Source organism: Asaia spathodeae NBRC 105894, assembly GCF_025994195.1.
In the GTDB taxonomy this organism is placed as follows: Bacteria; Pseudomonadota; Alphaproteobacteria; order Acetobacterales; family Acetobacteraceae; genus Asaia; species Asaia siamensis.
Genome location: NZ_BAPY01000007.1, coordinates 41,483 through 65,075, shown reverse-complemented (window position 1 = coordinate 65,075; position 23,593 = coordinate 41,483). Strand labels below are relative to the sequence as shown.

Genomic DNA, 23,593 nt, shown 5'->3' with positions numbered 1-23,593 from the left:
AGGCGCTGCCGCGCCAATCACAACGTATGAAACATGCTTTTGGTGCTCTGGCGATAGGAAGCAGTCTGTGGGCAGGAGCCGCTCTGGCTCATGCTCCCGCGCAAAGCCTTGCCCAATGTATCGCCCCTTTGCCCGATACCCCTGACCTTGTGCAGGAACAGGCGCAGGAATGGCTGCGTCATGGCGGCGGGCGCGAGGCTCATGATTGTCTTGCCCAGGCAGATCTGGCGTTGGGGGCCTATCGTGACGCAGCGCTGGAATATCAGGCGCTTTCGGCTGTCCCGGCTCATGAGCGGAAGGGGCAGGCTGACGCAGCGGAAGGGGATGCAGGCTATGCCGAGCAGGAGGCGGGAGCCTGGCTTCTCGCCGGTGATGGCAAGGCGGCGGAGCAGGCTGCGCGGCTGGCGCTGAAACGTGATCCGTCCCGCCTTGGCCTGCGTCTGCTTCTGGCCCGCAGCCTGTCGATGCAGAATGATTTTGCCGGGGGTATCGCGGCTCTGGGCACTTTGCCAGAACCGGGCGTACCTGGCGGGGCAACAGATCCGTTTCTTGTGCGCGCGCTCGTCACGCGTGCGGCGGCCTATCGGCAGCTCGGCCAGAATGAGAAGGGGCTGGCCGATGCGAATCAGGCGCTGGCGCTTGAGCATGACAATATCGAGGCATTGCTTGAGCGCGGCATTCTGGAAGCGCGTCTCGCCCGTTATGCCGAAGCGCGGCATGATTGGGATCAGGTCATCGCGCTCTCGCCTGATGGTCATGCGGCCTATCTCGCCCGTCAGGATGAGGCCGTCATGGATTCCGACCCGGATCAGAACTGAGTCTGCCGGTGCGGCCTGCCGGATAAAGCAGGCAGGCCGCACCGTACGGGGGCTCAGCCGTGATCTGAGACGCTGCCGGTTGTGACGAGAGAGACGACTTCCTGCCACTCCGGGGCCGATTCTGCTGCGCCCAAGCGCGTTGTGGCCAGTGCGCCGCTGGCTGCCGCATAGCGAACGGCCTCAGCGAAGGGTTTACCCAGCGTCAGGGCCGTCGCCAGTCCGCCGTTGAAGCAATCGCCTGCGGCGACCGTATCGATGGCTCTTACCTTGTAGGGCGGCACGAAGCCCTCTTCCGAGCCACTGCGATAATACACGCCGCGTGCGCCCATCTTGACCAGGGCATGGGTTGCGCCCAGCTCCTGCAGCTTCAGGGCGGCTTTGGCTGCCTCCTTTTCCGTTTCCGGATAGATGCCGGTCAGAAGACGGGTCTCGGTTTCGTTCGGGGTGACGATATCGAGCGCGTTCCAGAGGGCCTCGGGCAATCCTGCCTCGGGCGCAGGAGCTGGGTCGAGAATGACCAGTGTTCCGGCACGACGCGCCTCTCCGGCTGCGGCGATGGTAATGTCGAGCGGTATTTCGAGCTGAAGCAGCAGTGCCGAGGCTGACTGGATGAGCGGCCTGTGGGCTTCAACGTCGCCCAGATCGAGCGCCATATTGGCGCCGCCGGCGACGGTGATGATATTCTCGGCCTTCGCATCGACCGTGATGAGCGCGACGCCGGTCGGGTGGGCTTCATCTTCCCTGAGTGCAGAAAGATCGACGCCAAAGGGCGTCAGCAATGTGCGGGCCAGCGTGCCAAACTGGTCGGTGCCGGTGCGCCCAGCCATATAGACGCGCAGGCCGCATCCCTGACCCAGACGGGCGGCGGCGGCGGCCTGATTGGCACCCTTGCCGCCCAGCCCCGTGGCGTAGCTGGCGGCATGAACCGTCTCGCCCGGATGAGGAATACGCTCGGCGCGCGCCGTAATGTCGATATTGACGCTGCCGAAAGAGAGAATATGAGAGGGCCTGTCGGACATGGCTGCTTTCCGGGCTTGCAAGAAACACCCGGCGTATCACCGCAACACGGTCTCGGCTAGGATCTATCCATGCTTCGAATTCTCGTGATCAAGCTCGGCGCGCTGGGAGATTTCATTCAGGCTCTGGCACCCTTCGCGGCCATCAGGGCGCATTGGCCCGAAGCCGATATCACCCTTCTGACGACGGCCCCTTTCGAGGCCCTGGCCCTGGCCAGCCCCTATTTCGATCATGTCAGTCTTGATGAACGGCCGCGCTGGAGCAATCCTGCTGGTCTGCTGCGTCTCAGAAACCAGCTGCGCGGGTATGATCTCGTGATCGATCTGCAGACGTCAGGCCGCACGACGCGTTATTTCCGCCTTGCCGGGCAGAAACGCTGGAGCGGTATCGCCAGGCGTGGGGCCTATCCCCACGACAATCCCTATCGCGATGCGATGCACAGTGTCGCCCGACAGCGCGACCAGCTGGCTCGTCTGGGCGTGCCTGACGTGACGGGCGTCGATCTTGACTGGCTGGGTCGTGAAGGGCCTGAGATTACTGGCCCCTATGCTGTGCTCGTGCCTGGGGCCGCGCCGCATCGCCCGGCAAAACGATGGCCGGTGCAGCATTATGCGACGCTCGCACGATCCCTGCAGGATCAGGGGCTGAAAATCGTGGTGGCAGGGACGCAGGCCGAGCGTCCTCTTGGTGCGGCCATTCTGGAGCAGGTTCCCGACGCGCGCGATCTGACGGGGAAGACGGATCTTCTGGCCTTGGGTGGCATACTGGCGCGCGCCTCGCTTGCCGTCGGTAACGATACCGGCCCGATGCATCTCGCAGGGGCAATGGGGTGTCCATCACTCGTGTTGTTTTCGGCAGAGAGCAACCCGCGTTTGACGGCCCCGAACGGGGTGCGGCCCGGACAGATGCGCGTTCTGGCGGTGGATGATCTGCGTGATCTGGACGTTTCCAGGGTTGCGGCTTGCCTGAACTGGGGCCATTAGAGCAGCTTCACTTACTTCTTACGCCAGGAGCGCAAGTCCATGCCTGCCATTACCCTGCCTGATGGTTCCGTCCGTACGTTCGACGGTGCCACGACCGGCACGGCAGTCGCGGCTTCGATCGGTCCCGGTCTGGCGCGTGCTGCCGTTGCGATGAGCCTTGACGGCAAGCTGGTCGATCTGTCGACGGAAATCGCCGAAGATGCGGCCATCCGCTTCATCACGCGCAAGGACGATATCGTTCTCGAGATGATCCGCCATGATACCGCCCATGTGCTGGCCGAGGCCGTTCAGGCGCTCTGGCCCGGCACGCAGGTGACGATCGGGCCGTCGATCAAGGACGGGTTCTATTATGATTTCTTCCGCAATCAGCCTTTCACGCCCGAGGATTTCGAGGCGATCGAAGGCAAGATGCGTGAAATCATTGCAGCAAATGCCCCGTTCGAGCGTGAGGAATGGGATCGCGATGCGGCCATCGCCTTCTTCGAAGAGAAGGGCGAGCGCTTCAAGGCCGAACTGATCCGCGATCTGCCTGAGAGCGAAACCATCTCGATCTATCGTCAGGGGGCCTGGCTCGATCTCTGCCGCGGCCCGCATATGCGTGGCACGGGCGATATCGGTACGGCGTTCAAACTCATGAAGGTGGCAGGCGCCTATTGGCGTGGCGACCATCGCAACCCCATGCTGACGCGCATCTATGGAACGGCCTGGCGCGACCAGAAGGAGCTGGATGCGTATCTGCACCAGCTTGAGGAAGCCGAAAAGCGCGACCATCGCCGCATCGGGCGCGAAATGGATCTCTTTCATATTCAGGAAGAAGCCGTGGGCCAGATTTTCTGGCACGCCAAGGGCTGGCGTCTCTACACGGTGCTGCAGGATTACATGCGCCGTATCCAGACCCGTCATGGCTATCAGGAAGTCCGCACGCCGCAGCTGGTGGATCGTGCGCTCTGGGAGGCCTCGGGGCACTGGGACAAGTATCGCGAGCACATGTTCATCGCGACTGTCGAGGATGAGGACAAGACGCTTGCCCTCAAGCCGATGAACTGCCCGTGCCATGTGCAGATCTTCCGCCATGGCTTGCGCTCCTATCGCGAACTGCCGCTGCGTATGGCGGAATTCGGTGCCTGCCATCGCTATGAGCCCTCGGGTGCGCTGCATGGCATCATGCGCGTGCGCGGCTTCACGCAGGATGATGCGCATATCTTCTGCACCGAAGAGCAGATTGCTGCGGAGACGGCCACCTTTGTCGCGATGCTTGACGAGGTCTATCGCGATCTCGGCTTCGAGAATTTCCGTGTGAAGTTCTCGGATCGTCCTGATGCACGCGCCGGTGATGATGCGACATGGGACAAGTCTGAAAATGCCCTGAAGGAGGCCTGTGCGCTTGCCGGTGTGGCGTTCGAGACCAATCCGGGTGAAGGCGCTTTCTACGGTCCGAAGCTGGAATTCGTTCTGACAGATGCTATCGGCCGTGACTGGCAGTGCGGCACGCTTCAGGTGGATTTCATTCTGCCTGAGCGTCTGGATGCGTCCTATATCGGTGAAGACAGCGCCCGTCATCGCCCGGTCATGCTGCATCGCGCCATCCTCGGCAGCTTCGAGCGCTTCATTGGCATTCTGATCGAGCAGTTTGCAGGCAAGTTTCCGCTCTGGCTGGCCCCGACCCAGGTCGTGGTTGCCAGCATTGTGACCGATGCCGAACCCTATGCTCAGCAAGTTGCCGAGAAGCTGCGTCGAGCAGGGCTGCAGGTTGAGGTCGATGGCCGCAACGAGAAGATCAATGCGAAGATCCGCGAGCACTCTCTGGCGCGCGTGCCGGTGATCCTTGTTGTGGGCCGACGCGAGGCAGAAGAAGGCAAGGTGGCGATGCGTCGTCTGGGAGGAGCCGCGCAGGAGATCCTGGGTTTCGACGAGGCGCTTGCCCTGCTGACAGAAGAGGCGCAGGCGCCGGACATGCGCCGCCTGCAGGGCTGACCTGCGACGATTGAGCGCGCAAACCTTGCAATTCCGGTGTTTCGAGCCTATGTCGGGGCACCGGGCTTCCCGCAAACAGGACGTTAATTTTGTCACGCTAAGGTGATGAAATTTTTGCCCTCCTTGCGCGTATTGAAGTGCCGACCGCAAGTTTGTTCGAAAACGTCGACAGGAGACGACCATAGCTAGACCACCGATGCAGGCCGCACCCACCCGTGAAGGGCCCCGAGTTAACGAGGAAATCCGTGTTCCTCAGGTGCGCTTGATTGACGCTGACGGCGAAATGGCTGGCGTCATGACAACGCGCGATGCCCTTGCTCGCGCCTATTCGGTCGGACTCGACCTTCTGGAAATCAGCCCTACGGCTGAGCCGCCGGTCGTCAAGATTCTCGACTACGGCAAGTTCAAATACGAGCAGCAGAAAAAGAAGAACGAAGCGCGCAAGAAGCAGAAGGTTATCGAGATCAAGGAAGTCAAGGTGCGTCCCAGCACCAACGAAAATGACTACCAGGTCAAGCTGCGCGCGATGAACTCCTTCCTGGCCGAAGGCGATAAGGTAAAGGTATCCTTGCGCTTTAAGGGTCGCGAAATGGCTCATCAGGAACTCGGAATCAAGATGCTGGAGCGTATCCGTGTCGAGATGGAAGAGAAGGCCAAGGTCGAGCAGATGCCCAAGCTCGAGAATCGTCAGATGATCATGGTGCTCGCACCGCGCTGATTATGGCGATGTGATTGCGGTATAATGCCGCGTCATACGAGAACCCCGGCTCTGCCGGGGTTTTTTTTATTCTGCAAGTTGTATTTGTACTGCCTTGTCGTGGCGTGAACCCGGGTCTGTTGAGTGTCTGGGCATAAGGCGTAAGTATCCAACGCATCTGGACGATACCAGCTCAAGTGCAGATCGTGCTTTCGAGCCGGCCGGGTCTCATGGTGGCAGGTAACCTAGGTCGCCCGAATCGCAACCACTTTACAACAAAACATTTCTGCAGGAGGGGGGATGTTAGCCGAGGCTTGCAGGACTCCTAATTTCCCGACGGCGAAAATATCGTTTTTAGGACGAAGAGGCTTCATCCGCCCAAGAAGCGTCTCGAATTACCTCAAAAAGTTTCAAAAATTTCCTTTTTGTCACCGTTCGTCAATATTTGAAAATAAGTCTAGTTCACCGGAAATGGCGTGTAAGACGGAGTGCCACTCGTAATAGTCGTCGATATGACGCGTATCTTTTATTATAGGTGACGGTTAGGTGTTTATTTGTTGATGGAATTTAACAGAGACTAAGACGATATACCTAAAAAAATTGCGAAATTCATTTTTTCGTGAGGTTTTTTTCAAAATTTCTTCCTAATCTCCTATTTCTATACGAAGTAGCGTTGATAAATTTTCGAAATATCGTTGTTATAATGGCATGTAAATTATAATCACATTCCAGTGATCATTTTGTCTGCAAATTAAGGTATTTTAAAGACACAAATAGCAAACTAGCGTGAGTTTGAAGCGTGTATGTCACATATAGCTGATAGAAAGTCGGATTAACGATGAGCACCAGTAACCAGCAGGCCCTGACTGATATCTATACTGATCCGAGTATAGATGGCCCCAATCTCGTCATGAATACTCAGCAGGTCGTGAATGGTAGCATCATCTTCAATGACGAGATGTCCGATCTCGACGGTGGAAGTTCTCCCGACTGGGCTGTCATCCAGTGGAACGGAGCAACCGCGCTTGACCCTTCAGTTGGCGACGACACCCAGGTCTGGGATGATAATTTCGGTTATTCTGTAGGTCACTGGACGCAGGGCTCATCGACATCGGCAGCAGGCGAGACGAGCTATAACGTCTTCCGGGATCCGGATAATGGCCATTACATCTATCAGCTTGCTGCACAGGGCGGGAAGCTGCTGGATGTTCAGCTTTCGGCCGTAAAGGCGATTGATGGGCAATATTCCTTCAATCACCAGCTGACTGCCACTTTCAATCAGGGTATCAGTAACTACTCGGGCACGACCGGTACTTATCAGGCCGGTATCAATTTCACGATTAATTTTCACAGCGCGACGATGAACTTCGGGCTGTTCCTGCAGTTTGAGACCGTCGATTACAAAGGTGTTCCGCAGACCTATGTCAGCCTGCCGAAGTCGCTTGGCGGTTCCATCTACAACGTCTCTGGTTCTCAGGCAGCCTATATCAACCCCAATGATGCCTCGAATGACGGGGTCATGTACCAGACAACGATCGACCTTAACCAGGGTCTGATGGCAGCCATCAAGGCAATGGTGGGGTTGTATCCGAGTCTGGCCAGCCAGTTGCAGGATCTGAGCAACTGGTATCTGAGCGGAACCTATATCGGCGTCGAATCAACGGGTACCGGTCTCTCGACCGATGTGACCGGGAACTACAACGTCGAAGACCCAACCATTACTTACGATACCTCGAAGACGGTCAGCTATGCCGATCAGTCGAGCACAGCGCCCATCGTCTCTATGACGCCGGAGGAAGGCACCGGCAGCACCACAACAGCAACAAAATCAGAGGTCAGCATGCCCAATCTCGTCGTCAAAGGTGTCAACAACACTGTCTATGTTCCCTATGTGACCTCGGATACTGCCGGTGCCATGGCCAAGAGCTATGCATCCAGCCTGCAGTCACTGATCGCTGCCGGGTCTCTCGACAATTCCATCCTGACAACGGGCTCGAACAGCTTCGTGTCTTCCCAGAAGGCCTCTCAGGCGATCGTGGATACGGCAGGCTCCTATGGGGTTTCCGGAAACTACTCGAATATCGTGATCGCCTCTACGAGCAGCACGACGCTTGGCGGTGCGGTCACCCTCGACACCACCCAGAATACGGCCAGTTATCTCAATATCGTGGCGGCTGATCAGTATGGCTCGACCGTGAAGGTGGGCAACAGCTCAGGCAGCTACGCAGGTACGCAGGGCAATAACGTCTTCAATGCCTCCAACTCGACCGGCAACTGGAACATCGCCACGAGCTCGGGCAACGACACGATTTACGGTGCGAGCGGGACCAATACGATCACGGGTGGCACCGGTAACAATGTGATCTATCTTGGTGGATCGAATAACTTCGTCACCTCGGTCGGCACGGACACCATTTATGGTGCAGCCGGTGCGATTGATACGGTCTCCCTGCAGGGAGGCAATTCGGTCGCCAATCTGAAGACCAATGCTGCTGTCATGGATTTCTCTTCGGGCAACAAAATCACGATTGGCGATAACAGCTCGGTCTATGGTGGCACGTCGTCGGTCGTGAATGTGAGCTCGGGGTCGGCAACGGTGACGGGCACACAGGGCGACACCATCTCGGCAGCGGGCAATCTGCAGGTTGTTCATGGAAGCAACCAGAATATCAGCGTCTCCGGGGCACTGACTTTCATCTCGGGTACGGGACAGACGTCGATTGCTGCGGGCAGTGGCACGATTTTTGGCGCAGATGGACTGGTGGCCACCCTCAGCTCGGCTTCTCGCCTGCTTTTCACGGCGAACCAGCCTTATACGACTGGCAACCAGATGATCGACGGACGCAACGTTGCAGGGGGGCTTTCTGCCTGGACTGGCGCAGGCCAGCAGACTGTTCTTGGCGGAACGGCCTCGGATCAGTTCTATTTCGGAACGGCCTTTACGGGGGTCTCTTCTTCAACGGTCGCCGCAACCGTGACTGGTGGTTCTGGGGCGGGCAATATGTTTGGTATGCTGGCCAATCATACAGCAGGCAATTTCACGATCACCGACTTCCGGGCAGCAGATAACAAGTTCTTCCTGTATAATTACAAGCCTTCCAGCAGTGACGCTGCGGCCCAGAACATTCTGAACACGGCTACCGTGTCGGGCGGTAATACGTCGGTCATGATTGATGGCACGGCCAAGATTACATTCCTGGGTGTAACCGATCTGAAGGTGTCTGATTTCACCATCAGCTAAGCCATTCGCTGAGACAGAGTCCGCCAGATCGCAGGTTTGGCGAGGCCGCAAGCAGGTGGTCTGAGAGGAAGCGGGGGCATTATCGTACCCTCGCTTTTTCTATGTGCGGACAATCCATGGCGCTGTTGTAAAAAGCGTCTCAGGCGCAAATGCGCCTTGCCTCCTCGCGTTCTTGTCTTGGCGTGATATGAAAGGTTGTGTCGTGCTCACCTCCGTCGCGACCATCGGGAAAATGCGGCCATCCCGACAAGAAGCGCTGCCAGGAAAACGAGCCCTTTCGCATTACCTGTCAGAAGTGCTGCGACAGCAGGGCCGGGGCAGAAGCCGACCAGACCCCAGCCCAGTCCGAACAGCATGCTGCCGATGATGAGGTTGCGATCGATCGTTTTTGTCGTCGGAAACTGGAACGTCGCATCCAGCAAAGGGCGCCTCATGTAACGGCTTATCTGAACGCCGCCTAATGCCGCAGCAAACGCGCCCGCGAGAACAAAAACGAGTGCGGGTTTCCACTCGCCTCGGAGATCCAGAAATGCGAGCACAGAAGCTGGATCGATCATTCTCCCTTCAATAAGGCCCAGGCTGAAAATCGTGCCACAGGCGAAGCTGGCCAGATGGATGAGCTTCATGGTCGTGTGCTGCCTGTCAGAAGATGGGAGAGCGTAGCCGTGAGCATTCCCGTAGCGAGAAAGCAGGCTACAGCGATCAGGGAACGTGCAGAAAACCGTGCCATACCCATGACGCCGTGCCCGCTCGTGCAGCCATTGCCCAGACGAGTGCCGAAGCCCACTAGAAGGCCTGAGACTGCCACCGTCAGGAAAGAGGCATGGATGGTCATTGGCGGCCAGACGCCCCATATGAGGCGCCATAGAACCGGTCCGGAAACGAGACCGAGCAGAAATGTGTTGCCGGGTGACGGGCGCTTTTCCGTCATGAGGGTGGCGACCATGCCGCTGATCCCGGCAATCCGGCCCGTGATCAGAAGATAGGTTGCGCAAGAGAGGCCGATCAGCAAACCGCCGACGAGACCCTGAAGATTGGGGTCAGGCAGCATCATGGCGGTCACCGCAATAGGTCTCGTACAGAAAACGGATGAGTGCGGCGACTTTCCGATCTGACAAATGATAGAAAACGGAAACACCCTGCTTGCGGCAGGCAATGACCTGTTCGGTTTTCAGTATTTTGAGATGGCGGGAAAGGGCGGGCTGCTGAATGCCAAGCTCCTGCTCAATCTGCCCTACGGAGAGTTCCCGCTCCACAAGGGTGCACGCAATCAGCAGGCGCCCCGGATGAGCCAGCGTTTTCAGGATCTCGGCCACCTCGGCCGACCTGCTTTCCATTTCCGTAGCCATGAAATCCTCTTATTATCTAAATATCGATAATAAGATATTATCTGCACATGACAAGACTGCTCACCGAAGGAGGGGGATAAGAGACTGCGCCTGGGGATGCATGACAAACGGCATTCTCCTTGCTGAAGTACCTGGTAGCATTGCCACTGAGGTTCTGAAGAAACGCTGTTGCGGCGAGCGGTCTCTGGATCGATTGTAAGAGAGGCTCAGGGGCGTATCTTGCAATGCGGGCGGCCAGAGTTCCGGATTACAGGCTCGCCGAAACCGCTTCTCCCCGAATGAAGAAAAGGCGTATTCGCACTAGGTACGCCATAGCGTTCTTGTTTTTCAGGAAGTTAACGGCAAAGAGAGTGTCCTCTATAAATATAACATAACATGTTGAGAACAAATATCTTTATTTAATTTGTAGAATTTTATCCCACATAAAATACCTACCGAATGGTTCTGGAGGGGCGCTATAAGACAAGACTGTTAATGCCCGAAAGCCGACATTGTTAGGCGAACCACAATAGACGGCATTTGAGACAGACCTGCCGTTCCGAGGCTGTGTCTCGAATGGCCGCTATATCGCCAACATCCAACATAGAGAAAGTGTCGTCCACTTCAACGGAAATGAGTCTGTTGATCTGAACCTTCGGTATCGCCTGTGCCACCATCAGGATCGGGCTCGCCAATATTGTCTACAACTTACGCCGCTTCCTCCTGCTGGAGCGGGTCAGCACCACAGCGTTGCTATCAAGCGGGTAACAGTCCCAAATCAGAACCAAAGTACCTCAATCAACGGTTCTTCGATCCCTCCAATCGGTTGTTAAGTCATTACGAACTTTCTATCATACAAACGTTTTCTTTTTTATCATCTTAACAATCAACAGACAGCCATCCAGCCGACCCAGTCAATCTGCCTGTCTTCTCAGTAATATGGAGATCAACAAAAAGTATTCGTCTTCACACCTGATATATTCTTGCTAAATAGACTGCCCGCATGGTATGATTAAGAACATTGTAAAAAAGAAGTGCTTTGAGGGTGCAATATTTTTTGTAAATTAATAATTGAAAAGGTGTTATTGAGTAAAATGAAGTCTTTGAAAGAATTTGTGGGCTCAGGTGTGTTCGCAAATATAGTTAGTTCTTTTGGCTTGATAGCAGCTTGTATCGCTGCATGGCTTGCGCTTGACTCCGCAAATTCAGGACAAGAGCAAGCTGCTATAGCTAGTAAAACTTACACGGCAACTATACGTCCTTGGTTGAAAGTCACCATGGACAAAACAATTCTCCCTCATTTGAGAGTGTCACGTGAGGGAGAATTGTCTACTGGCTTGATGGTCAATATGCATAATTTCGGCACAGCACCAGCAACAGGTGTTGTCGTAGGGTCTCTATTTTCTTTTGAAACGACAGCAGACATTTCTTCAAACGAGATACTCTTCCAGAAAGCCGCCTGCGATAAATTAGAGAAATCAATAAGTTTTAATAATAACGAAGAATATTCTTCTGCTGGAGCGATAGTATTTCCTAGCGACGAATTGAAGTATGGTGCTGGTGACAATGGGGTCGTTCCAAAAGGAGGCTTGCGTACACTGAATTTTTCACAAGCTATTTGTGTTCATTACAAAATGGGAAAAAATGTCTTTCAAACTTCTACAAGTTTTTATTTTTCTAGAGATAGTGATCAGATATCACAGATATTATCTTCAAGGCCTATACTCTTGCAAGGAAGTCAGAAAGATTATGATGAGGAGGCCAAGGAAGATGGAAGTTTTAACCTGGTTCCTGGCACTATAATTCCTGATAATAGCTATAATTATGCTCAACAGATGGTCTTTACGAGTGCAAAATGAGCGCATTTATTATTGATATGATAACGTTGAAATTAAGAAACTTTCATTTATAAAATTTATTAGTAAGCTATTTATTGTGGCGCCGTAAAGTTAATCTAATCACTTGTCTCGGTCGCGTTGATAAAAGGGGGATCCAGAGGGGCTGCATTCTGATTCAAGGCTGCTTTTTATGGGCCAGCCATGGATCGCGGAGACCGATCGGGCGCAGAGTGGGGCGTGATTGGGTCGCTGTTGCCGCCTGAGCGAGGCCGGTGGGCGCGGCCTACGGGCGACAACCGCCGTTTCCTGACCGGTGGTGAGGCGTCGGACTACACCAGCGCCGAGCCGCTCATGGCGATCCCAGCCGCTACGCCGAGGGCATTACTGGCAGACAAAGGATACGATGGTGATCGTTTCCGCCAGAGCCTGCTGATGCGAGGCGTCCTACCAATCATCCCGCCACGCTCGAACCGTAAAGCGCTAGAGCATCCCGACTATCGCCGCTATCGGGACCAAAACCGCATCGAACGTATGTTTGGCATGCTCAAGCAGCAACGCCGGATCGCCACCCGCTACGACAAGAGCGTTCTGTCTTTCGAGAGCTTCCTCAATCTCGCCGCCGCCCGGCTATTGCTGCGGTCTTTTGTCAACGCAGCCTGGGATCTTGAGCGGCTAACGACACACCGATGTCCTTTCATCAATACAAAATGAAGCCCAAGCATTCATCATAACCCGCCGTTTCTCCAACAAGTTTCCCCGGCGATAAGCGGCCTCAACTTTGTTTCCGATAGCATGAGCTAGGGCCATTTCAGCGATATCACCATCAAAGGTCGTTTCTTCCGCAACTCAGTCGCGGAAAGGCGATCGGAAACCATGTGGGGTGGCTTCGATTCTGGCGTCGCGACAGATTTTAGTCAGCGTCATGTCCGATAGGGGTTTCGCCTCTCGCTGTCCTGGAAAGACCAGCGGGCTCCGTGCCTCCCGATAAGTCGCAGCTTTACGCAACAGCGCGGGTGCTGGCGGCGAGAGAGGAATGACATGCTCCCGGCCTGCCTTCGTACGCTCAGCTGGGATCGTCCAGAGGGCTTTATCGAAGTCGATCTCGTCCCACGTTGCGCCCCGAACCTCACCAGAGCGCGTTGCCGTTAGGATTAACACCGAAAGAGCCAAGCGACCGATCGAATTACCGTCTCGGAGGTAAGCGAGAAATTGCGGCACGTTTGCATAGGGTAACGCAGCATGATAAATGGGCTTGCCTTTGATCCGGGGCAGAGACTTGTCCATGGCGGCCAAAGGAAGCGGGAGAGTTCTGTAGCCTTTGCCGACAGCCCAATCAACGACGCTGCCAATACGCTGACGGACCCGGCGCGCCGTTTCCGGCTTCTCCGACCGAATGGGGGCGACAACATCGTGCGCGTGGGACCCTCGAGCTCTACGATCGAAAGGTCCCCAATGATGGGGAACGCATAGCGCTCCAGCGTGGACAACCACTGAGCGCGGTGTTTCTGATTTTTCCAGTTCGTCTTGTTCTCGGCAAAAACCAAAGAGACGGCCTCACGAAACGTGGGGATGCCCGCTTCTTTATGGCGCCCTGAGACGGGGTCAATTCCGACTTCGACCTGCATGCGTGTTTTAACAGCACGCTCTCGCGCGACGGCCAGGGGTACTTTCTTGACGCTGCCTAAGCCGATATCTCGTCGCTTGCCGTTATTCTGAACCCTGCAAACTCAGAATTTGCTCCCCGAGGGGGTCACAGCCAGATAGAGCCCATCACCATCCCCGTAGAGTCCAGGCTCTTTGGTGGCTTTCACAGAGGTCGCAGATAACCGACCCATCTATGCCCACACTCCATACCACGCGTGAAGTGGGATACAGTGCAATCCGAAGATTCGTGATGCAACACCAAATGAGAGGATATCCGCAGAAATCCTTCACTTTCGGCACAATTCAATACTAGATTGTACGAGTGGTTGGCGGAGAGAGTGGGATTCGAACCCACGGTACGCTATTAACGTACACACGCTTTCCAAGCGTGCGCCTTAAGCCGCTCGGCCATCTCTCCAGCGCGGGCGGACCATATCAGTTTCTGTCTGGCGCGCAAGTGCCTCTGGCGTTTTTGATGAAGTTTCGGATCATGTCGGGAGATTTGCATCCCGGCGCCGTTTCCACGCCTGACGAAACATCCACAGCAGGGGCGTGGCTGGCGGCGATTGCCTGGGCGATATTGTCCGGGTTCAGGCCGCCCGCAAGCATCCAGGGGAAGGGGGCATGCCAGTTCCGGAGCAGTGCCCAGTCGAGGCTGATCCCGTTGCCGCCGGGGCGCGATGCATTGCCGGGCGCGCGCGGCTCTATCACGTAACCGTCGAGATCCGTGTCTTTCGGAAGATCGTCCTGACTTTCGACGGCGCAGGACAACCATACCGGCAGGCCGAAACGGGCTTTGATGGCGCGCGCGCGCTCCGGCGTGTCGTAGAGCTGCAGGATATCGAGTTTGACCGTCGCAAGCGTTTCGGCAATCTGCGCGTCACTGGCCTTGACGAAAAGACCGACAATTTTGGGGAGCGCGCCTTCATGCGAAGCAATTAGTTCTGCAGCTTCTGTCGGAGTCACAAACCGTGGTGACCGCTCGAAGAACACGAAACCAATCCAGTCGGCTGCGGCATCGCTGGCTGCCTTTAGCCCCGCACCATCAGTCAGCCCACAGATCTTGACCCCAGTCTTCATGCTGAGGCGAGTTCTGCCTGAATGGCCGCTGCCGCTGCCGCAGGATCTGTCGCCTGGGTGATCGGACGCCCGACCACAATCCAGTCTGCGCCGGCCTGCGCGGCCTGGCGTGGGGTCATGATGCGCTTCTGATCATTCGCGTCAGACCCTGCGGGGCGTATGCCCGGCACGACCAGAACAGGCGCTTCACCGAGCGCGTCGCGAAGAGGGGCAATTTCCTCGGCTGAACAGACCAGCCCGTCTGCGCCTGCGGTCATGGCCAGACGCCCAAGACGCACAACCTGTTCGCGCGGCGTCGTGGGAACACCGATTTCGCGCAGCCCCGCTTCGTCGATGCTCGTGAGTACCGTCACGGCGAGAAGGACCGGGCGATGCAGGGGCGGATAGGCAGCGTCAATCGCCTGACGCGCCGCACGGATCATCGCAGAGCCGCCGCTGGCGTGGATGGTCAGCAGGGAGGCACCTATCGGCGCCAGGCTGGTCAGGCCCTTGGCAACCGTATTGGGAATGTCATGAAGTTTGAGATCAAGAAACAGCGTGCGCTCGCCCGCTACATTGCGCACGGCAGAGAGACCCTGTGCGTAAGTGAATTCCATACCCAGCTTGATGGCATCGACCGTGCCGTCGAGTTTTTCTGCCCAGTCACGTGCCTGGTCGAGATCCTGTGTGTCGAGGGCGGCGATCAGGCGGGTGCGCTTCATGGTCTCTCTTACTTGAACGGATGTGGTGATGGAAAAGTGAAATCAGGGAGCAACGGGCGTCGTGGCTGGGGCTTCATAGGGGGCACGGCTGGGGTCGGTTGCCACGGTCAGGCGGTCGATGCGCTGATGCAGGTCAAGCACCTGGCTTTCGAGCGCACGCACCTGCTGCTCTGCCTTTCTGGCGCGTGAGCGCTGCTTGATCTCGCCGATGAGCATCACGAAGCCGCCCAGAAGGAAGCTGGCAGCGCCGACGCCAAGAACCAGCATGCCGACCGAAAACTGCCAGCCATAGGAAACCACCCAAAGCGATTGCGGGTCGGGGTTGCTCAAAGCAAAGGTAATGAGAACGACAAGAAAAACGACGATAACGAGTAAGCGCACCATCGGAAAGACCTCACTTCAACGGGTTATCGGCGCAAGAATTTCGAGCCGTAGACTGATCGTATCGCCTTACCCCGGGTTCCGATAAGCGGCAAGGTTTGTTGCTTTTTCTTGACGCTGGGTTCCGAGACGTGATCCGTTCATGGTCATTTCCGGCCCGTGATCAGGGAGGTCGTGCCCCTTATGTCGCAGCTTCTGATGTTCCGACCGCCTCTGCCCAATGCTGACCGGCTCTGGGCCGTCATTGCCTGGCAGGGGCGTCGCAGCCGTATTGCCAATGTGCATGCAAGCCACGAGGCTGCCGAGGCCGATTGTGCCTGGCGCAGTCGGCAGGTTCATGAATACAGACAGTTTCTTGTATCCGAACAGAAGGCGCCCCTGCGCTATGAGTTGAGGCAGATCGCGCGGGCAGAAATACCCAAAAGCTGGTCGCCGCTGCCTGCGCTGGGTTTTCTGCGTGGGGCCGGTTTCTGACGGTTGATGACCGCTCTGTATTAAATGATGAGCGTGATCGGCGTTTTGCCTGCTTTGGCTGGTCTTGTCCGGCAAGTCATGACACAAGCATTGGCGCTGTATGCTTTCGATCAGGAAGCATCGCTATGAAAAGATATCGAGGGAACGAGATTTCATGTCGGAACAGGAAGACACGGGCAAGACCGGCCGCTCGGATCGGGTTGCATTGGAAACATTGCTCGTCTCCGGCACGCAATACCTGAAATCCTCCAGCATTGCTTCTGTCGGGGCTCCAGAGGTGTTCTATAATCTGCCGCCTCGCCCTCATATAGGGCTGCGCATCGACGTCAACGCCCGGCAACTGAGCGAGGATCAGCCGAATTTCGAGGTCAGCCTTGTTATGCAGGGCATCGGCTATCGCACGCCGCCCATGCCGGAAATGCCCGAGCCTGAAATCCTCTACAAAATCGATCTGACCTATTCGGGTCTCTTCGCTCTGCAGAATGCCCGTCAAGACATGATCGAGACGTTGCTGCTCGTCGAGGCACCACGCCAGCTTTTCCCGTCTGCGCGTCATCTTCTTCTGAACCTGATCCGCGAATCCGGTTTTCCGGTTGCCAATATCCAGCCCGTCGATTTCAACGCCCTTATGCAAAGCCGACGGGCAAAGTCCTGACGCATCGAGGCCGGTAAGATGACCGTGATATCAGAGACCTTGAGTGCGCTCGGACCGGGTGAAGAGCGCGAGACCCATACACCGCTCTGGGCCGTTTTCGACCCTGTCTGGTATCGGGCACGCTACGGCCAGGCCGTGCGCGACATGACGGGCGCCCTGCCTGACGATCGTGGTCTTTTTGAATTCTGGCAGCGTGATGGTGCGCGCTATGCGCAGTCGCCCAACCGGTATTTCGACGAAATCTGGTACCGACGAGTCAATCATGATGTCGAGACTGGCATCAGGATGGGTGTGTTCGAGTCCGGCTTCCAGCATTACTGCGAGACGGGTCACAGGGGGCGCTCCTGCCACTGGCTTTTTTCGGAAAGCGACTATTTCCATCTCAATCCCGACCTGACACCTGCCCTGGTGCGGGAAATGGGATACAGCAACGGCTACGATCATTATCTGGAAAAAGGGCAGCTTGAGCGACGCGTCAGCATGCCCTTCTTCGTGCCGGACATGTTGCGTGCAGAGCTGTTCCAGCAGCGCCTGCCATTCGACCCCCAGAAGGGAGAATTCACGCGCCTGATCCTTTCGCAGGATCTCAACACGTCGCGTTGCTCCTGGTATTTCGATCCGGTCTGGTATCTGGCTCAATATGAAGATGTGGCGGCGAAGATCGAGAGCGGTGAATATGTGTCGCCGCTTCATCATTATCTGTCCAATGAAACGCCAACGCATTTCAGCCCCAATGCCGTTTTCAATGAACGCGAATATCTTGAGCGCTATCCCGATGTGAACGACCAGGTGCGCGCCCGCTCACTCCGTAACGGGTATGACCATTTTGTCCGTTACGGTCTGTTTGAGGGGCGGAGCCCGGCCGATGGCATTTCTCTGCCATGCACAGTGCTCAACGGGTATGTGCCAACCTGGCGCAGTATCTGCGACAACGCCTTTATCGACCTCGTGAAAAACGGGATGGTGCCTGTCGAGGTACCACCAGAGAGCGAGCCCGCGCTTCGACAGCTCGCCCATCTTCAGGCATTGCGCGCCGACACGCTCATCCCGCTTCTGTCACGCTCGCCGCTCGACTTCCGTTATATCGGCACACCGGAACTGAGTGTCCTCATCTCGCCTGCAACCAGCTTCCTCGCGGTGCTGCAGACTCTGGCGTCGCTGCATGAGGGTAATCGCGGAACCATGCAGGTTGTCCTGCTCGATCGGGGTGCGAGGGACGAAACCGCCGAGATCGAACGTTATGCCTATGGGGTCGAGCGCGTAACCTTTGCGTCTCATACCCTGCAGGACGGATGGCAGCGTGCTGTGCCTCAGCTGGCTGCTGCGCGTGTGCTGCTGATCGAGGCCGGATGCCATCTTTTTTATGGCTCGCTGGATGCAGCATTGGCGCGCCTTGAACAGGATGATGCAATTGCTGTTGCGCCGCAGGGCCTCGGTCTTGATCTGCGGGTTGCCGAGGCAGGTCTTTCTGTCGCGCGTGATGGCGGTTGTTCGGCCTATGGTGCCGGCAAGGATGCGTTTGCGCCTGAAGTCGATTTCGTTCGGCCCTGCGATACGGTCGGAGGCGGGGCGCTGCTCTGCTATACTGACGCGCTGCGCAACCTGCCGTCTCATCGCCCGGAATTGCAGACTCTGCGCCAGCGAGAATCCATCTGGGCGGCGCTCGGGTTGAGCCTGCGTCAGGCGGCGCCGACGGGGCGTCTCTATTACGACCCGTCTTTTGTCGTGCGTCTGCCTGATCGTGAAGGAGACCTGTCTTCGGTCACGGCAAGAGAGGCTCTGGTTCTGCGCAGGTATTTTGCCGAGATTCTGCGCGGCAATCTGCCTCAGGCGCCGCAGAACGCCGAGATTCTGCATCGCTCGTCGCGTTGGGGCGATCGCATTCTGCTGCTGACCCGCGATGGTGCGCCCGAGAAGATGTCGCAAAGATTGCGGCTGAGGGCATTGAGCGAAAGCTTCGTGGACCTTGGTCTTCAGGTCACACTCTTCGTTCTGACGAAAGAAGGGGAGGCCCGGTCGTACCTGAGACAGGATATGCCGGAATCCGTCGAATTTCGCACAGGCTCGGTCGACGCTCTTGGAGGTCTGATCGAGCAGCGTGTCCGCGGGTTCGACCGGATCTGGATCTGTGGCGGCCACACCTTGAATACGGTCTTTCCGCTTTTGAGCGACAAGGCGGGATTGCTGCCGGAAGAGCGGGTGACGCTTGATCTGCGCGAGGTAGAGGCTTTCGAGCGCGAGAACGATCTGCGCATTCCCGGCAGGAAGCTTGTCGTCGATGACCCTGCCCTGCAGGAGCAGCTTCTTGCCGAAGAGCTCACCCATGCCTGGTTCTGCCAGGATATCGTGGTCCAGAATGACGGGCAGGCGGCTTTGCTGCGTGAGGCCGGGCTCGTCGGTCTGACGATTCTCGGCGATGAGGTTGCCGTACAGCCTGAAGGCAGCCCGATTGGGCGTGACTTTGGCGACAGGCACGATCTTTTATTCGCGGCCCAGCCTGCTACGGTGCCGGGATATACGCAGAGCTTTCTCAAATGGTTCGTGCGTGAGGTTCTTCTGCGCCTTGAAGGGCGGTTATCAGAGCCCGTCAGGCTCATTGTCGCCAATGAGTCGCTGCAATCGTTCGATCTGTCGATGATGACACATTATCGGCAGATAGCGCCGCTCGTGGCAGGACAGCTGCCTTTTGCCGAACTGGCTTCGACCTGTCGTGTCCTGATCGCTCCTGATGAAGGCAGCGGTCAGATTGCGCTGCAACGCATCGAGGCGGCTTCCTGCGGATTGCCCTGTGTCGCAGAAGGAGGAAATCTGCAGGAGCCTCTGAACGTTGAACGCGATGCCGGACGGTTTGCAGATGCGATCGTCAGTCTCTATCAGAATGAGGAGACGTGGCGTCAGGCGTCAGAGGCAGCAATGAGCCAGTCAGCCCGGATGAGGGCTGTCTATCGCCAGACCCTGGCCCGTCTCGTTGGACAGAGTGTGGTAAAGGAGAGTGCGGGTGACTGAAAGCACGGAAACGGTACTGGCGCGGGTCGATCAGGATCTCGACAAGAGCCTCGAGCGGCTGTTTGCCCTGCTGCGCATTCCCAGCATTTCGGCTCAGCCCAGACATGCCGGTGATTGCCGCAAGGCAGCCGAATGGGTGCGTGACGAGCTGACGGCGCTCGGTTTTGCTGCAAGTCTGCGCGAAACGCCTGGCCATCCAATGGTCGTCGGGCATGATGAAAGCCCGGCAGACGGGCTTCATGTCCTGTTTTATGGCCATTACGATGTGCAGCCGACCGATCCGCTTTCGCTCTGGAAGAGCGATCCGTTCGAGCCGTCGATTACGACCGAGGCCGATGGTCGCCGGATTGTCGTGGCGCGCGGCGCCTCTGATGACAAGGGCCAGCTGCTGACCTTCATTGAGGCCTGCCGGGCCTGGAAAGCCGTGCACGGCACGTTGCCCGTCAGGGTTTCGATCCTGATCGAGGGGGAAGAAGAGAGCGGCGGCGCCAACCTCATGCCTTTCCTCAAGGCCAATGCAACGGAACTCAAGGCCGATGTGGCCCTGATCTGTGATACGGGCATGCCCGATCGCAAGACGCCCGCCATTACCACGAGCCTGCGCGGCCTTGTTGGGGAAGAGGTCGAGATCGTCTGTGCAACGCATGATCTGCATTCGGGCATGTTCGGCAATGCGGCACGCAACCCCATCGAACTGCTTTGCAAGGCGCTGGGTAGCGTACGCGACGAGTCTGGCCATGTGACCCTGCCTGGGTTCTACGACAATGTCGTTGTGCCATCCGACACGGTGCGGGCGCAGTGGCGCGCGATCTTTCCGGATGACTCCGCAACGCTGGCTCCTGTCGGGTTGTCGCAGCCTGCAGGCGAGGCCGGGTTTACAGCCATCGAGCAGATCTGGGCGCGCCCGAGCTACGAGATCAACGGTATATCAGGCGGCTATGAGGGCGACGGGTTCAAGACTGTTCTCCCCGCCAAAGCCATGGCCAAGGTGTCGTTCCGGCTTGTGCCGGGGCAGGATCCCGAGGCCATTCGCGCCGCTTTTCGTGCCCATATCCGCGCTGTTCTGCCCGCTGATGCCAAGGTGAGCTTCACCGAGCATGGCGCATCGACCGGCTTTGCTGTGCCTGAAGATGGCCCCCTTCTGCGCACAGCGCTCGACGCGCTGGGTGAGGAATGGGGTGTGCCAGCGGTTTCCATTGGCTGCGGTGGCTCGATTCCTGTCGTGGCCGAGGTGAAGGAGGCGCTCGATATGGACTCGCTTCTGGTGGGTTTTGCGCAGGATGACGACCGTATTCACTCGCCCAACGAGCAATATGGTGTGGAATCCTTCCATAAGGGCATTCGTTCTTGGGTGAGAATTCTGGACGCGTTTTCCCGCCGGTAAGTCCCGGTTTCGACGTGTATGAGGGGCGTCATGCTGCCTGCACTCACCATGGGCGATCCCGCCGGGATCGGCCCTGAACTGACGGCCCTGGCCTGGAAAGCCTTGCGAGAGCAGGGTGAGGCTTTTCTCTGGGTCGGCGATCCTGCCCTGCTTGCGCCGCATGTGCCGGTACAGATCGTGCAGAATGCCCATGAGGCTTCGGCTGTGTTTGCAGAAGCGCTTCCCGTTCTGCCGATCACCCTTCCGGTTCCTGTCTTGCCGGGCCAGCCGGACGGGGCACTGGCGGGCGCGATTATTGCCTCGATCGAGACAGCCACGAAGCTCGCCCTTTCAGGGGCGGTATCGGCTGTCGTTACCAACCCCATCAGCAAGATCGTGCTCAAGGAAGCGGGCTTTGGCTTTCCCGGGCATACGGAGTTTCTGGCATCGCTATGCGGTGTGCCGGGCGAGGAAATCATGATGCTTGCCTCACCGCGTCTGCGTGTGGTGCCGGTTACGGTGCATGTGAGTCTGCGTGAGGCGCTGAACGGCCTTTCGGGCGAGCGGATCGTGCAGGTAGGACGTGCGCTGGCTGTCGCGCTGAAACGCGATTTCGGCATTGAGGCGCCGCGTATCGCCGTGGCCGGTCTCAACCCTCATGCGGGTGAGGGCGGCGTTATGGGGTTTGAAGAGCGCGACATGATTCAGCCTGCAATCGATGCTCTGCGTGATGAGGGGATCGACGCGACCGGCCCTTATCCACCAGATACGCTTTTCACCGATCTGGCGCGGCCTCTCTATGATGCCGCCCTGTGCATGTATCATGATCAGGCTCTCATTCCATTGAAGACACTGGATATGGCGACCGGGGTGAATGTGACGCTCGGCCTGCCGATCATTCGCACATCGCCCGATCACGGCACGGCTTTTTCGATCGCGGGCAAGGGTGTTGCCGATCCCGCCAGCCTGCTTGCTGCGCTGCGTATGGCGCGCGAATTGGGCGCCCGGCGCGCTATGAATAAGGGAAAGACATCATGATCCGACTGGGTGTGAATATCGATCATGTCGCGACCGTGCGTAACGCGCGTGGTGGCACCCATCCCGACCCGGTGGCAGCCGCCCTTCTGGCGGCACGTCATGGCGCCGATGGCATTACGGCGCATCTGCGTGAAGACAGGCGGCATATTCGCGATGAGGATATGGCGCGGCTGCGCGAAGAGCTTTCAGTGCCCCTGAACTTCGAAATGGCGGCGACGGAGGAGATGGTGACGAAAGCCTGCGCGCTTCGCCCACATGCCTGCTGTCTGGTGCCTGAGCGACGCGAGGAAGTGACGACGGAAGGCGGGCTGGACGTGGTCGGTCAGCAGGCTGATCTGCAGGTAAAAATTGCCCGTCTGAGAGAGGTGGGCATCCGCGTCTCCCTGTTCATCGACCCTGATCCTGCTCAGATCGAAGCTGCTGCGCGTATCGGGGGGCAGGTTGTCGAGCTGCATACAGGGGCCTACGCGCATAACCCGGACGAGACGGAACTCGCGCGTCTCTATGATGGCGCTCAGGCTGCGCAGGCACATGGGCTTGAGCTCCATGCCGGCCACGGGCTGACCTACGCCAATGTGGGGCGTGTCGCCGGACTGCCCGGGCTGCGCGAGCTCAACATCGGACATTTCCTGATCGGGGAGGCGCTGTTTGTGGGCCTGCCCGTGGCAATCTCGCGCATGAAGCAGGAGATTGCCACGGGCGCGCTTTTCAAGGCCTGGGGACGATAACCGGCTTGGTGTCGTCGGTATAATTCGGCACCGTCTCGGCGGATTGCTTGTTATAGGTGGCAGCGGTGCTCTGATTGGGGGCACGTGGTGAGTGGAAAGCGGAAACAGGGCCAAACGGCCCGCCGCTGACCTTGCGCATGCTGGCCTCGGGCTGGCGGGCGCAGCCACGGGTAATGATCGAGCAGATGCCGTCAGACCCGATTATCTCATCGTCATCGCCTGCATAATGCACTTCTGAGACGCGCTCATGATCGAGGCGAATAATGGCTGTGCAGGTCGTGCCAGCACCGCCCAGCGTAACCTGGGTCATGTTCAGGATCTGTTGAACCGGGATGATGGTTGAGTCACTCGCGGTCGGCAGATTCATCTTCGACGTGTATTGATAGATCTGCGTCGTATCGTTGAGCACCTTGGTGGAACTCGGAATGCCGGCACAGGCCTGCAGATCGTTCGATGTCATGCCGATCATCGCGATCTGGGCCCGATGGGCCTCACGGGAGTCGAAATAGCCGCAGCCGGAAAGGCTCAGAAGCGCCACGGCGCCTGAAGCGATACGCAGGGTGGAAGGCAAAGAAATTCCTCAACGCGAAGGGTGTCACAGATTCGTGATTTCGAATTTATGACAAA

Annotated in this window: 22 protein-coding genes, 1 tRNA gene and 1 pseudogene; 13 read left to right on the top strand and 11 right to left on the bottom strand. The window is 57.5% G+C overall.

All coding sequences use genetic code 11. From position 1 onward, the window contains the following. Positions 1-26: 26 nt before the first annotated feature. Entirely contained in the window at positions 27-818 is a 792-nt protein-coding gene (locus AA105894_RS07155; RefSeq protein ID WP_267311112.1) for a tetratricopeptide repeat protein, read from the top strand. Between the two features lie 53 nt (positions 819-871). Here AA105894_RS07155 and rbsK read toward each other — a convergent pair whose 3' ends face one another. Next, complete coding sequence (gene rbsK, locus AA105894_RS07150; protein WP_267311111.1) at positions 872-1,837, bottom strand: ribokinase; 966 nt, start codon at positions 1,835-1,837, stop codon at positions 872-874. A 69-nt stretch (positions 1,838-1,906) separates the two neighbouring features. Between rbsK and AA105894_RS07145 the strand changes: the two genes are divergently transcribed. From AA105894_RS07145 to AA105894_RS07130, 4 genes are all read left to right on the top strand, one after another. Then, entirely contained in the window at positions 1,907-2,818 is a 912-nt protein-coding gene (locus AA105894_RS07145) for a glycosyltransferase family 9 protein (RefSeq protein ID WP_267311110.1), read from the top strand. A 39-nt stretch (positions 2,819-2,857) separates the two neighbouring features. After that, positions 2,858-4,792: a threonine--tRNA ligase gene (gene thrS, locus AA105894_RS07140; protein WP_267311109.1), complete on the top strand. Its 1,935-nt coding sequence runs from the start codon at positions 2,858-2,860 to the stop codon at positions 4,790-4,792. A 196-nt stretch (positions 4,793-4,988) separates the two neighbouring features. After that, complete coding sequence (infC, locus tag AA105894_RS07135) at positions 4,989-5,510, top strand: translation initiation factor IF-3 (RefSeq protein WP_025885897.1); 522 nt, start codon at positions 4,989-4,991, stop codon at positions 5,508-5,510. Positions 5,511-6,327: 817 nt separating this feature from the next. Then, on the top strand, positions 6,328-8,730 hold the full coding sequence (locus AA105894_RS07130; RefSeq protein ID WP_267311108.1) for a beta strand repeat-containing protein: 2,403 nt from the start codon (positions 6,328-6,330) through the stop codon (positions 8,728-8,730). Positions 8,731-8,936: 206 nt separating this feature from the next. On the opposite strand, the gene AA105894_RS07125 is transcribed toward AA105894_RS07130, so the two are convergent. Genes AA105894_RS07125 through AA105894_RS07115 form a run of 3 tightly spaced genes read right to left on the bottom strand, consistent with a single transcriptional unit; the run spans position 8,937 to position 10,079 of the window. Beyond that, positions 8,937-9,356: a DUF6691 family protein gene (locus AA105894_RS07125; RefSeq protein WP_267311107.1), complete on the bottom strand. Its 420-nt coding sequence runs from the start codon at positions 9,354-9,356 to the stop codon at positions 8,937-8,939. Next, on the bottom strand, positions 9,353-9,784 hold the full coding sequence (locus tag AA105894_RS07120) for a YeeE/YedE family protein (protein ID WP_267311106.1): 432 nt from the start codon (positions 9,782-9,784) through the stop codon (positions 9,353-9,355). The genes AA105894_RS07125 and AA105894_RS07120 overlap by 4 nt, the downstream gene beginning before the upstream one ends. Then, complete coding sequence (locus AA105894_RS07115; RefSeq protein ID WP_267311105.1) at positions 9,771-10,079, bottom strand: ArsR/SmtB family transcription factor; 309 nt, start codon at positions 10,077-10,079, stop codon at positions 9,771-9,773. The genes AA105894_RS07120 and AA105894_RS07115 overlap by 14 nt, the downstream gene beginning before the upstream one ends. A gap of 1,073 nt (positions 10,080-11,152) precedes the next feature. On the opposite strand from AA105894_RS07115, the gene AA105894_RS07110 reads away from it, so the two are divergent. After that, positions 11,153-11,917, top strand: coding sequence for a hypothetical protein (locus AA105894_RS07110; protein ID WP_267311104.1), 765 nt, complete (start codon positions 11,153-11,155; stop codon positions 11,915-11,917). A gap of 216 nt (positions 11,918-12,133) precedes the next feature. Further along, the gene (locus tag AA105894_RS07105) at positions 12,134-12,607 is read left to right on the top strand and encodes a transposase (RefSeq protein ID WP_267311103.1); all 474 of its coding nucleotides are present in this window, start codon (positions 12,134-12,136) and stop codon (positions 12,605-12,607) included. Positions 12,608-12,742: 135 nt separating this feature from the next. Here AA105894_RS07105 and AA105894_RS07100 read toward each other — a convergent pair whose 3' ends face one another. The 6 genes and pseudogenes from AA105894_RS07100 to AA105894_RS07080 all read right to left on the bottom strand — a co-directional run bounded on the left by AA105894_RS07100 (position 12,743) and on the right by AA105894_RS07080 (position 15,705). Continuing rightward, the gene (locus AA105894_RS07100; RefSeq protein WP_373316748.1) at positions 12,743-13,387 is read right to left on the bottom strand and encodes a tyrosine-type recombinase/integrase; all 645 of its coding nucleotides are present in this window, start codon (positions 13,385-13,387) and stop codon (positions 12,743-12,745) included. Next, a pseudogene (locus AA105894_RS15945) lies at positions 13,381-13,557 on the bottom strand (integrase); the annotation flags it as partial. The gene AA105894_RS07100 and the pseudogene AA105894_RS15945, both read right to left, overlap by 7 nt. A 310-nt stretch (positions 13,558-13,867) precedes the next feature. Then, positions 13,868-13,958 (bottom strand) — tRNA-Ser (locus AA105894_RS07095). A gap of 17 nt (positions 13,959-13,975) precedes the next feature. Further along, on the bottom strand, positions 13,976-14,620 hold the full coding sequence (locus tag AA105894_RS07090) for a phosphoribosylanthranilate isomerase (protein WP_267311101.1): 645 nt from the start codon (positions 14,618-14,620) through the stop codon (positions 13,976-13,978). Further along, positions 14,617-15,321, bottom strand: a complete 705-nt coding sequence (gene pyrF, locus AA105894_RS07085; RefSeq protein WP_267311100.1) for an orotidine-5'-phosphate decarboxylase — start codon at positions 15,319-15,321, stop codon at positions 14,617-14,619. The genes AA105894_RS07090 and pyrF overlap by 4 nt, the downstream gene beginning before the upstream one ends. 42 nt (positions 15,322-15,363) lie before the next feature. Beyond that, positions 15,364-15,705 (bottom strand): LapA family protein, encoded by a 342-nt coding sequence (locus AA105894_RS07080; protein ID WP_267311099.1) that lies wholly within the window; start codon positions 15,703-15,705, stop codon positions 15,364-15,366. A 180-nt stretch (positions 15,706-15,885) separates the two neighbouring features. Here AA105894_RS07080 and AA105894_RS07075 point away from each other — a divergent pair, with 180 nt between their 5' ends. The 6 genes from AA105894_RS07075 (at position 15,886) to AA105894_RS07050 (ending at position 22,966) form a co-directional block, all read left to right on the top strand. Further along, entirely contained in the window at positions 15,886-16,176 is a 291-nt protein-coding gene (locus AA105894_RS07075; protein ID WP_267311098.1) for a hypothetical protein, read from the top strand. Positions 16,177-16,330: 154 nt separating this feature from the next. Further along, a complete protein-coding gene (locus AA105894_RS07070) occupies positions 16,331-16,831 on the top strand; it encodes a protein-export chaperone SecB (protein WP_267311097.1) in 501 nt (166 codons plus the stop codon). 18 nt (positions 16,832-16,849) lie between these two features. Then, positions 16,850-19,837 carry a glycosyltransferase family protein gene (locus tag AA105894_RS07065; protein ID WP_267311096.1) on the top strand — a complete coding sequence of 996 codons (2,988 nt, stop codon included), beginning with the start codon at positions 16,850-16,852 and terminating at the stop codon, positions 19,835-19,837. Then, positions 19,830-21,221, top strand: a complete 1,392-nt coding sequence (locus AA105894_RS07060; protein WP_373316747.1) for a M20/M25/M40 family metallo-hydrolase — start codon at positions 19,830-19,832, stop codon at positions 21,219-21,221. Before AA105894_RS07065 ends, AA105894_RS07060 begins: the two co-directional genes overlap by 8 nt. Before the next feature lie 33 nt (positions 21,222-21,254). After that, the gene (pdxA, locus tag AA105894_RS07055; RefSeq protein WP_267311163.1) at positions 21,255-22,238 is read left to right on the top strand and encodes a 4-hydroxythreonine-4-phosphate dehydrogenase PdxA; all 984 of its coding nucleotides are present in this window, start codon (positions 21,255-21,257) and stop codon (positions 22,236-22,238) included. After that, positions 22,235-22,966, top strand: a complete 732-nt coding sequence (locus tag AA105894_RS07050; protein ID WP_267311094.1) for a pyridoxine 5'-phosphate synthase — start codon at positions 22,235-22,237, stop codon at positions 22,964-22,966. The genes pdxA and AA105894_RS07050 overlap by 4 nt, the downstream gene beginning before the upstream one ends. Here the strand turns inward: AA105894_RS07050 and AA105894_RS07045 are convergent. Beyond that, a complete protein-coding gene (locus AA105894_RS07045; RefSeq protein ID WP_267311093.1) occupies positions 22,947-23,537 on the bottom strand; it encodes a hypothetical protein in 591 nt (196 codons plus the stop codon). The genes AA105894_RS07050 and AA105894_RS07045 overlap by 20 nt on opposite strands. Positions 23,538-23,593: the final 56 nt, after the last annotated feature.

What these genes read in the sequence shown, in the direction of transcription:
- AA105894_RS07070 (WP_267311097.1), top strand. Translation starts at nt 16,331, where the DNA reads ATGTCGGAACAGGAAGACACGGGCAAGACCGGCCGCTCGGATCGGGTT.
- rbsK (WP_267311111.1), bottom strand. Translation starts at nt 1,837, where the DNA reads ATGTCCGACAGGCCCTCTCATATTCTCTCTTTCGGCAGCGTCAATATC.
- AA105894_RS07090 (WP_267311101.1), bottom strand. Translation starts at nt 14,620, where the DNA reads ATGAAGACTGGGGTCAAGATCTGTGGGCTGACTGATGGTGCGGGGCTA.
- thrS (WP_267311109.1), top strand. Translation starts at nt 2,858, where the DNA reads ATGCCTGCCATTACCCTGCCTGATGGTTCCGTCCGTACGTTCGACGGT.
- pyrF (WP_267311100.1), bottom strand. Translation starts at nt 15,321, where the DNA reads ATGAAGCGCACCCGCCTGATCGCCGCCCTCGACACACAGGATCTCGAC.
- AA105894_RS07130 (WP_267311108.1), top strand. Translation starts at nt 6,328, where the DNA reads ATGAGCACCAGTAACCAGCAGGCCCTGACTGATATCTATACTGATCCG.
- AA105894_RS07050 (WP_267311094.1), top strand. Translation starts at nt 22,235, where the DNA reads ATGATCCGACTGGGTGTGAATATCGATCATGTCGCGACCGTGCGTAAC.
- AA105894_RS07110 (WP_267311104.1), top strand. Translation starts at nt 11,153, where the DNA reads ATGAAGTCTTTGAAAGAATTTGTGGGCTCAGGTGTGTTCGCAAATATA.
- AA105894_RS07125 (WP_267311107.1), bottom strand. Translation starts at nt 9,356, where the DNA reads ATGAAGCTCATCCATCTGGCCAGCTTCGCCTGTGGCACGATTTTCAGC.
- AA105894_RS07080 (WP_267311099.1), bottom strand. Translation starts at nt 15,705, where the DNA reads ATGGTGCGCTTACTCGTTATCGTCGTTTTTCTTGTCGTTCTCATTACC.
- AA105894_RS07115 (WP_267311105.1), bottom strand. Translation starts at nt 10,079, where the DNA reads ATGGCTACGGAAATGGAAAGCAGGTCGGCCGAGGTGGCCGAGATCCTG.
- infC (WP_025885897.1), top strand. Translation starts at nt 4,989, where the DNA reads ATGCAGGCCGCACCCACCCGTGAAGGGCCCCGAGTTAACGAGGAAATC.
- AA105894_RS07075 (WP_267311098.1), top strand. Translation starts at nt 15,886, where the DNA reads ATGTCGCAGCTTCTGATGTTCCGACCGCCTCTGCCCAATGCTGACCGG.
- AA105894_RS07155 (WP_267311112.1), top strand. Translation starts at nt 27, where the DNA reads ATGAAACATGCTTTTGGTGCTCTGGCGATAGGAAGCAGTCTGTGGGCA.
- AA105894_RS07065 (WP_267311096.1), top strand. Translation starts at nt 16,850, where the DNA reads ATGACCGTGATATCAGAGACCTTGAGTGCGCTCGGACCGGGTGAAGAG.
- AA105894_RS07120 (WP_267311106.1), bottom strand. Translation starts at nt 9,784, where the DNA reads ATGATGCTGCCTGACCCCAATCTTCAGGGTCTCGTCGGCGGTTTGCTG.
- AA105894_RS07145 (WP_267311110.1), top strand. Translation starts at nt 1,907, where the DNA reads ATGCTTCGAATTCTCGTGATCAAGCTCGGCGCGCTGGGAGATTTCATT.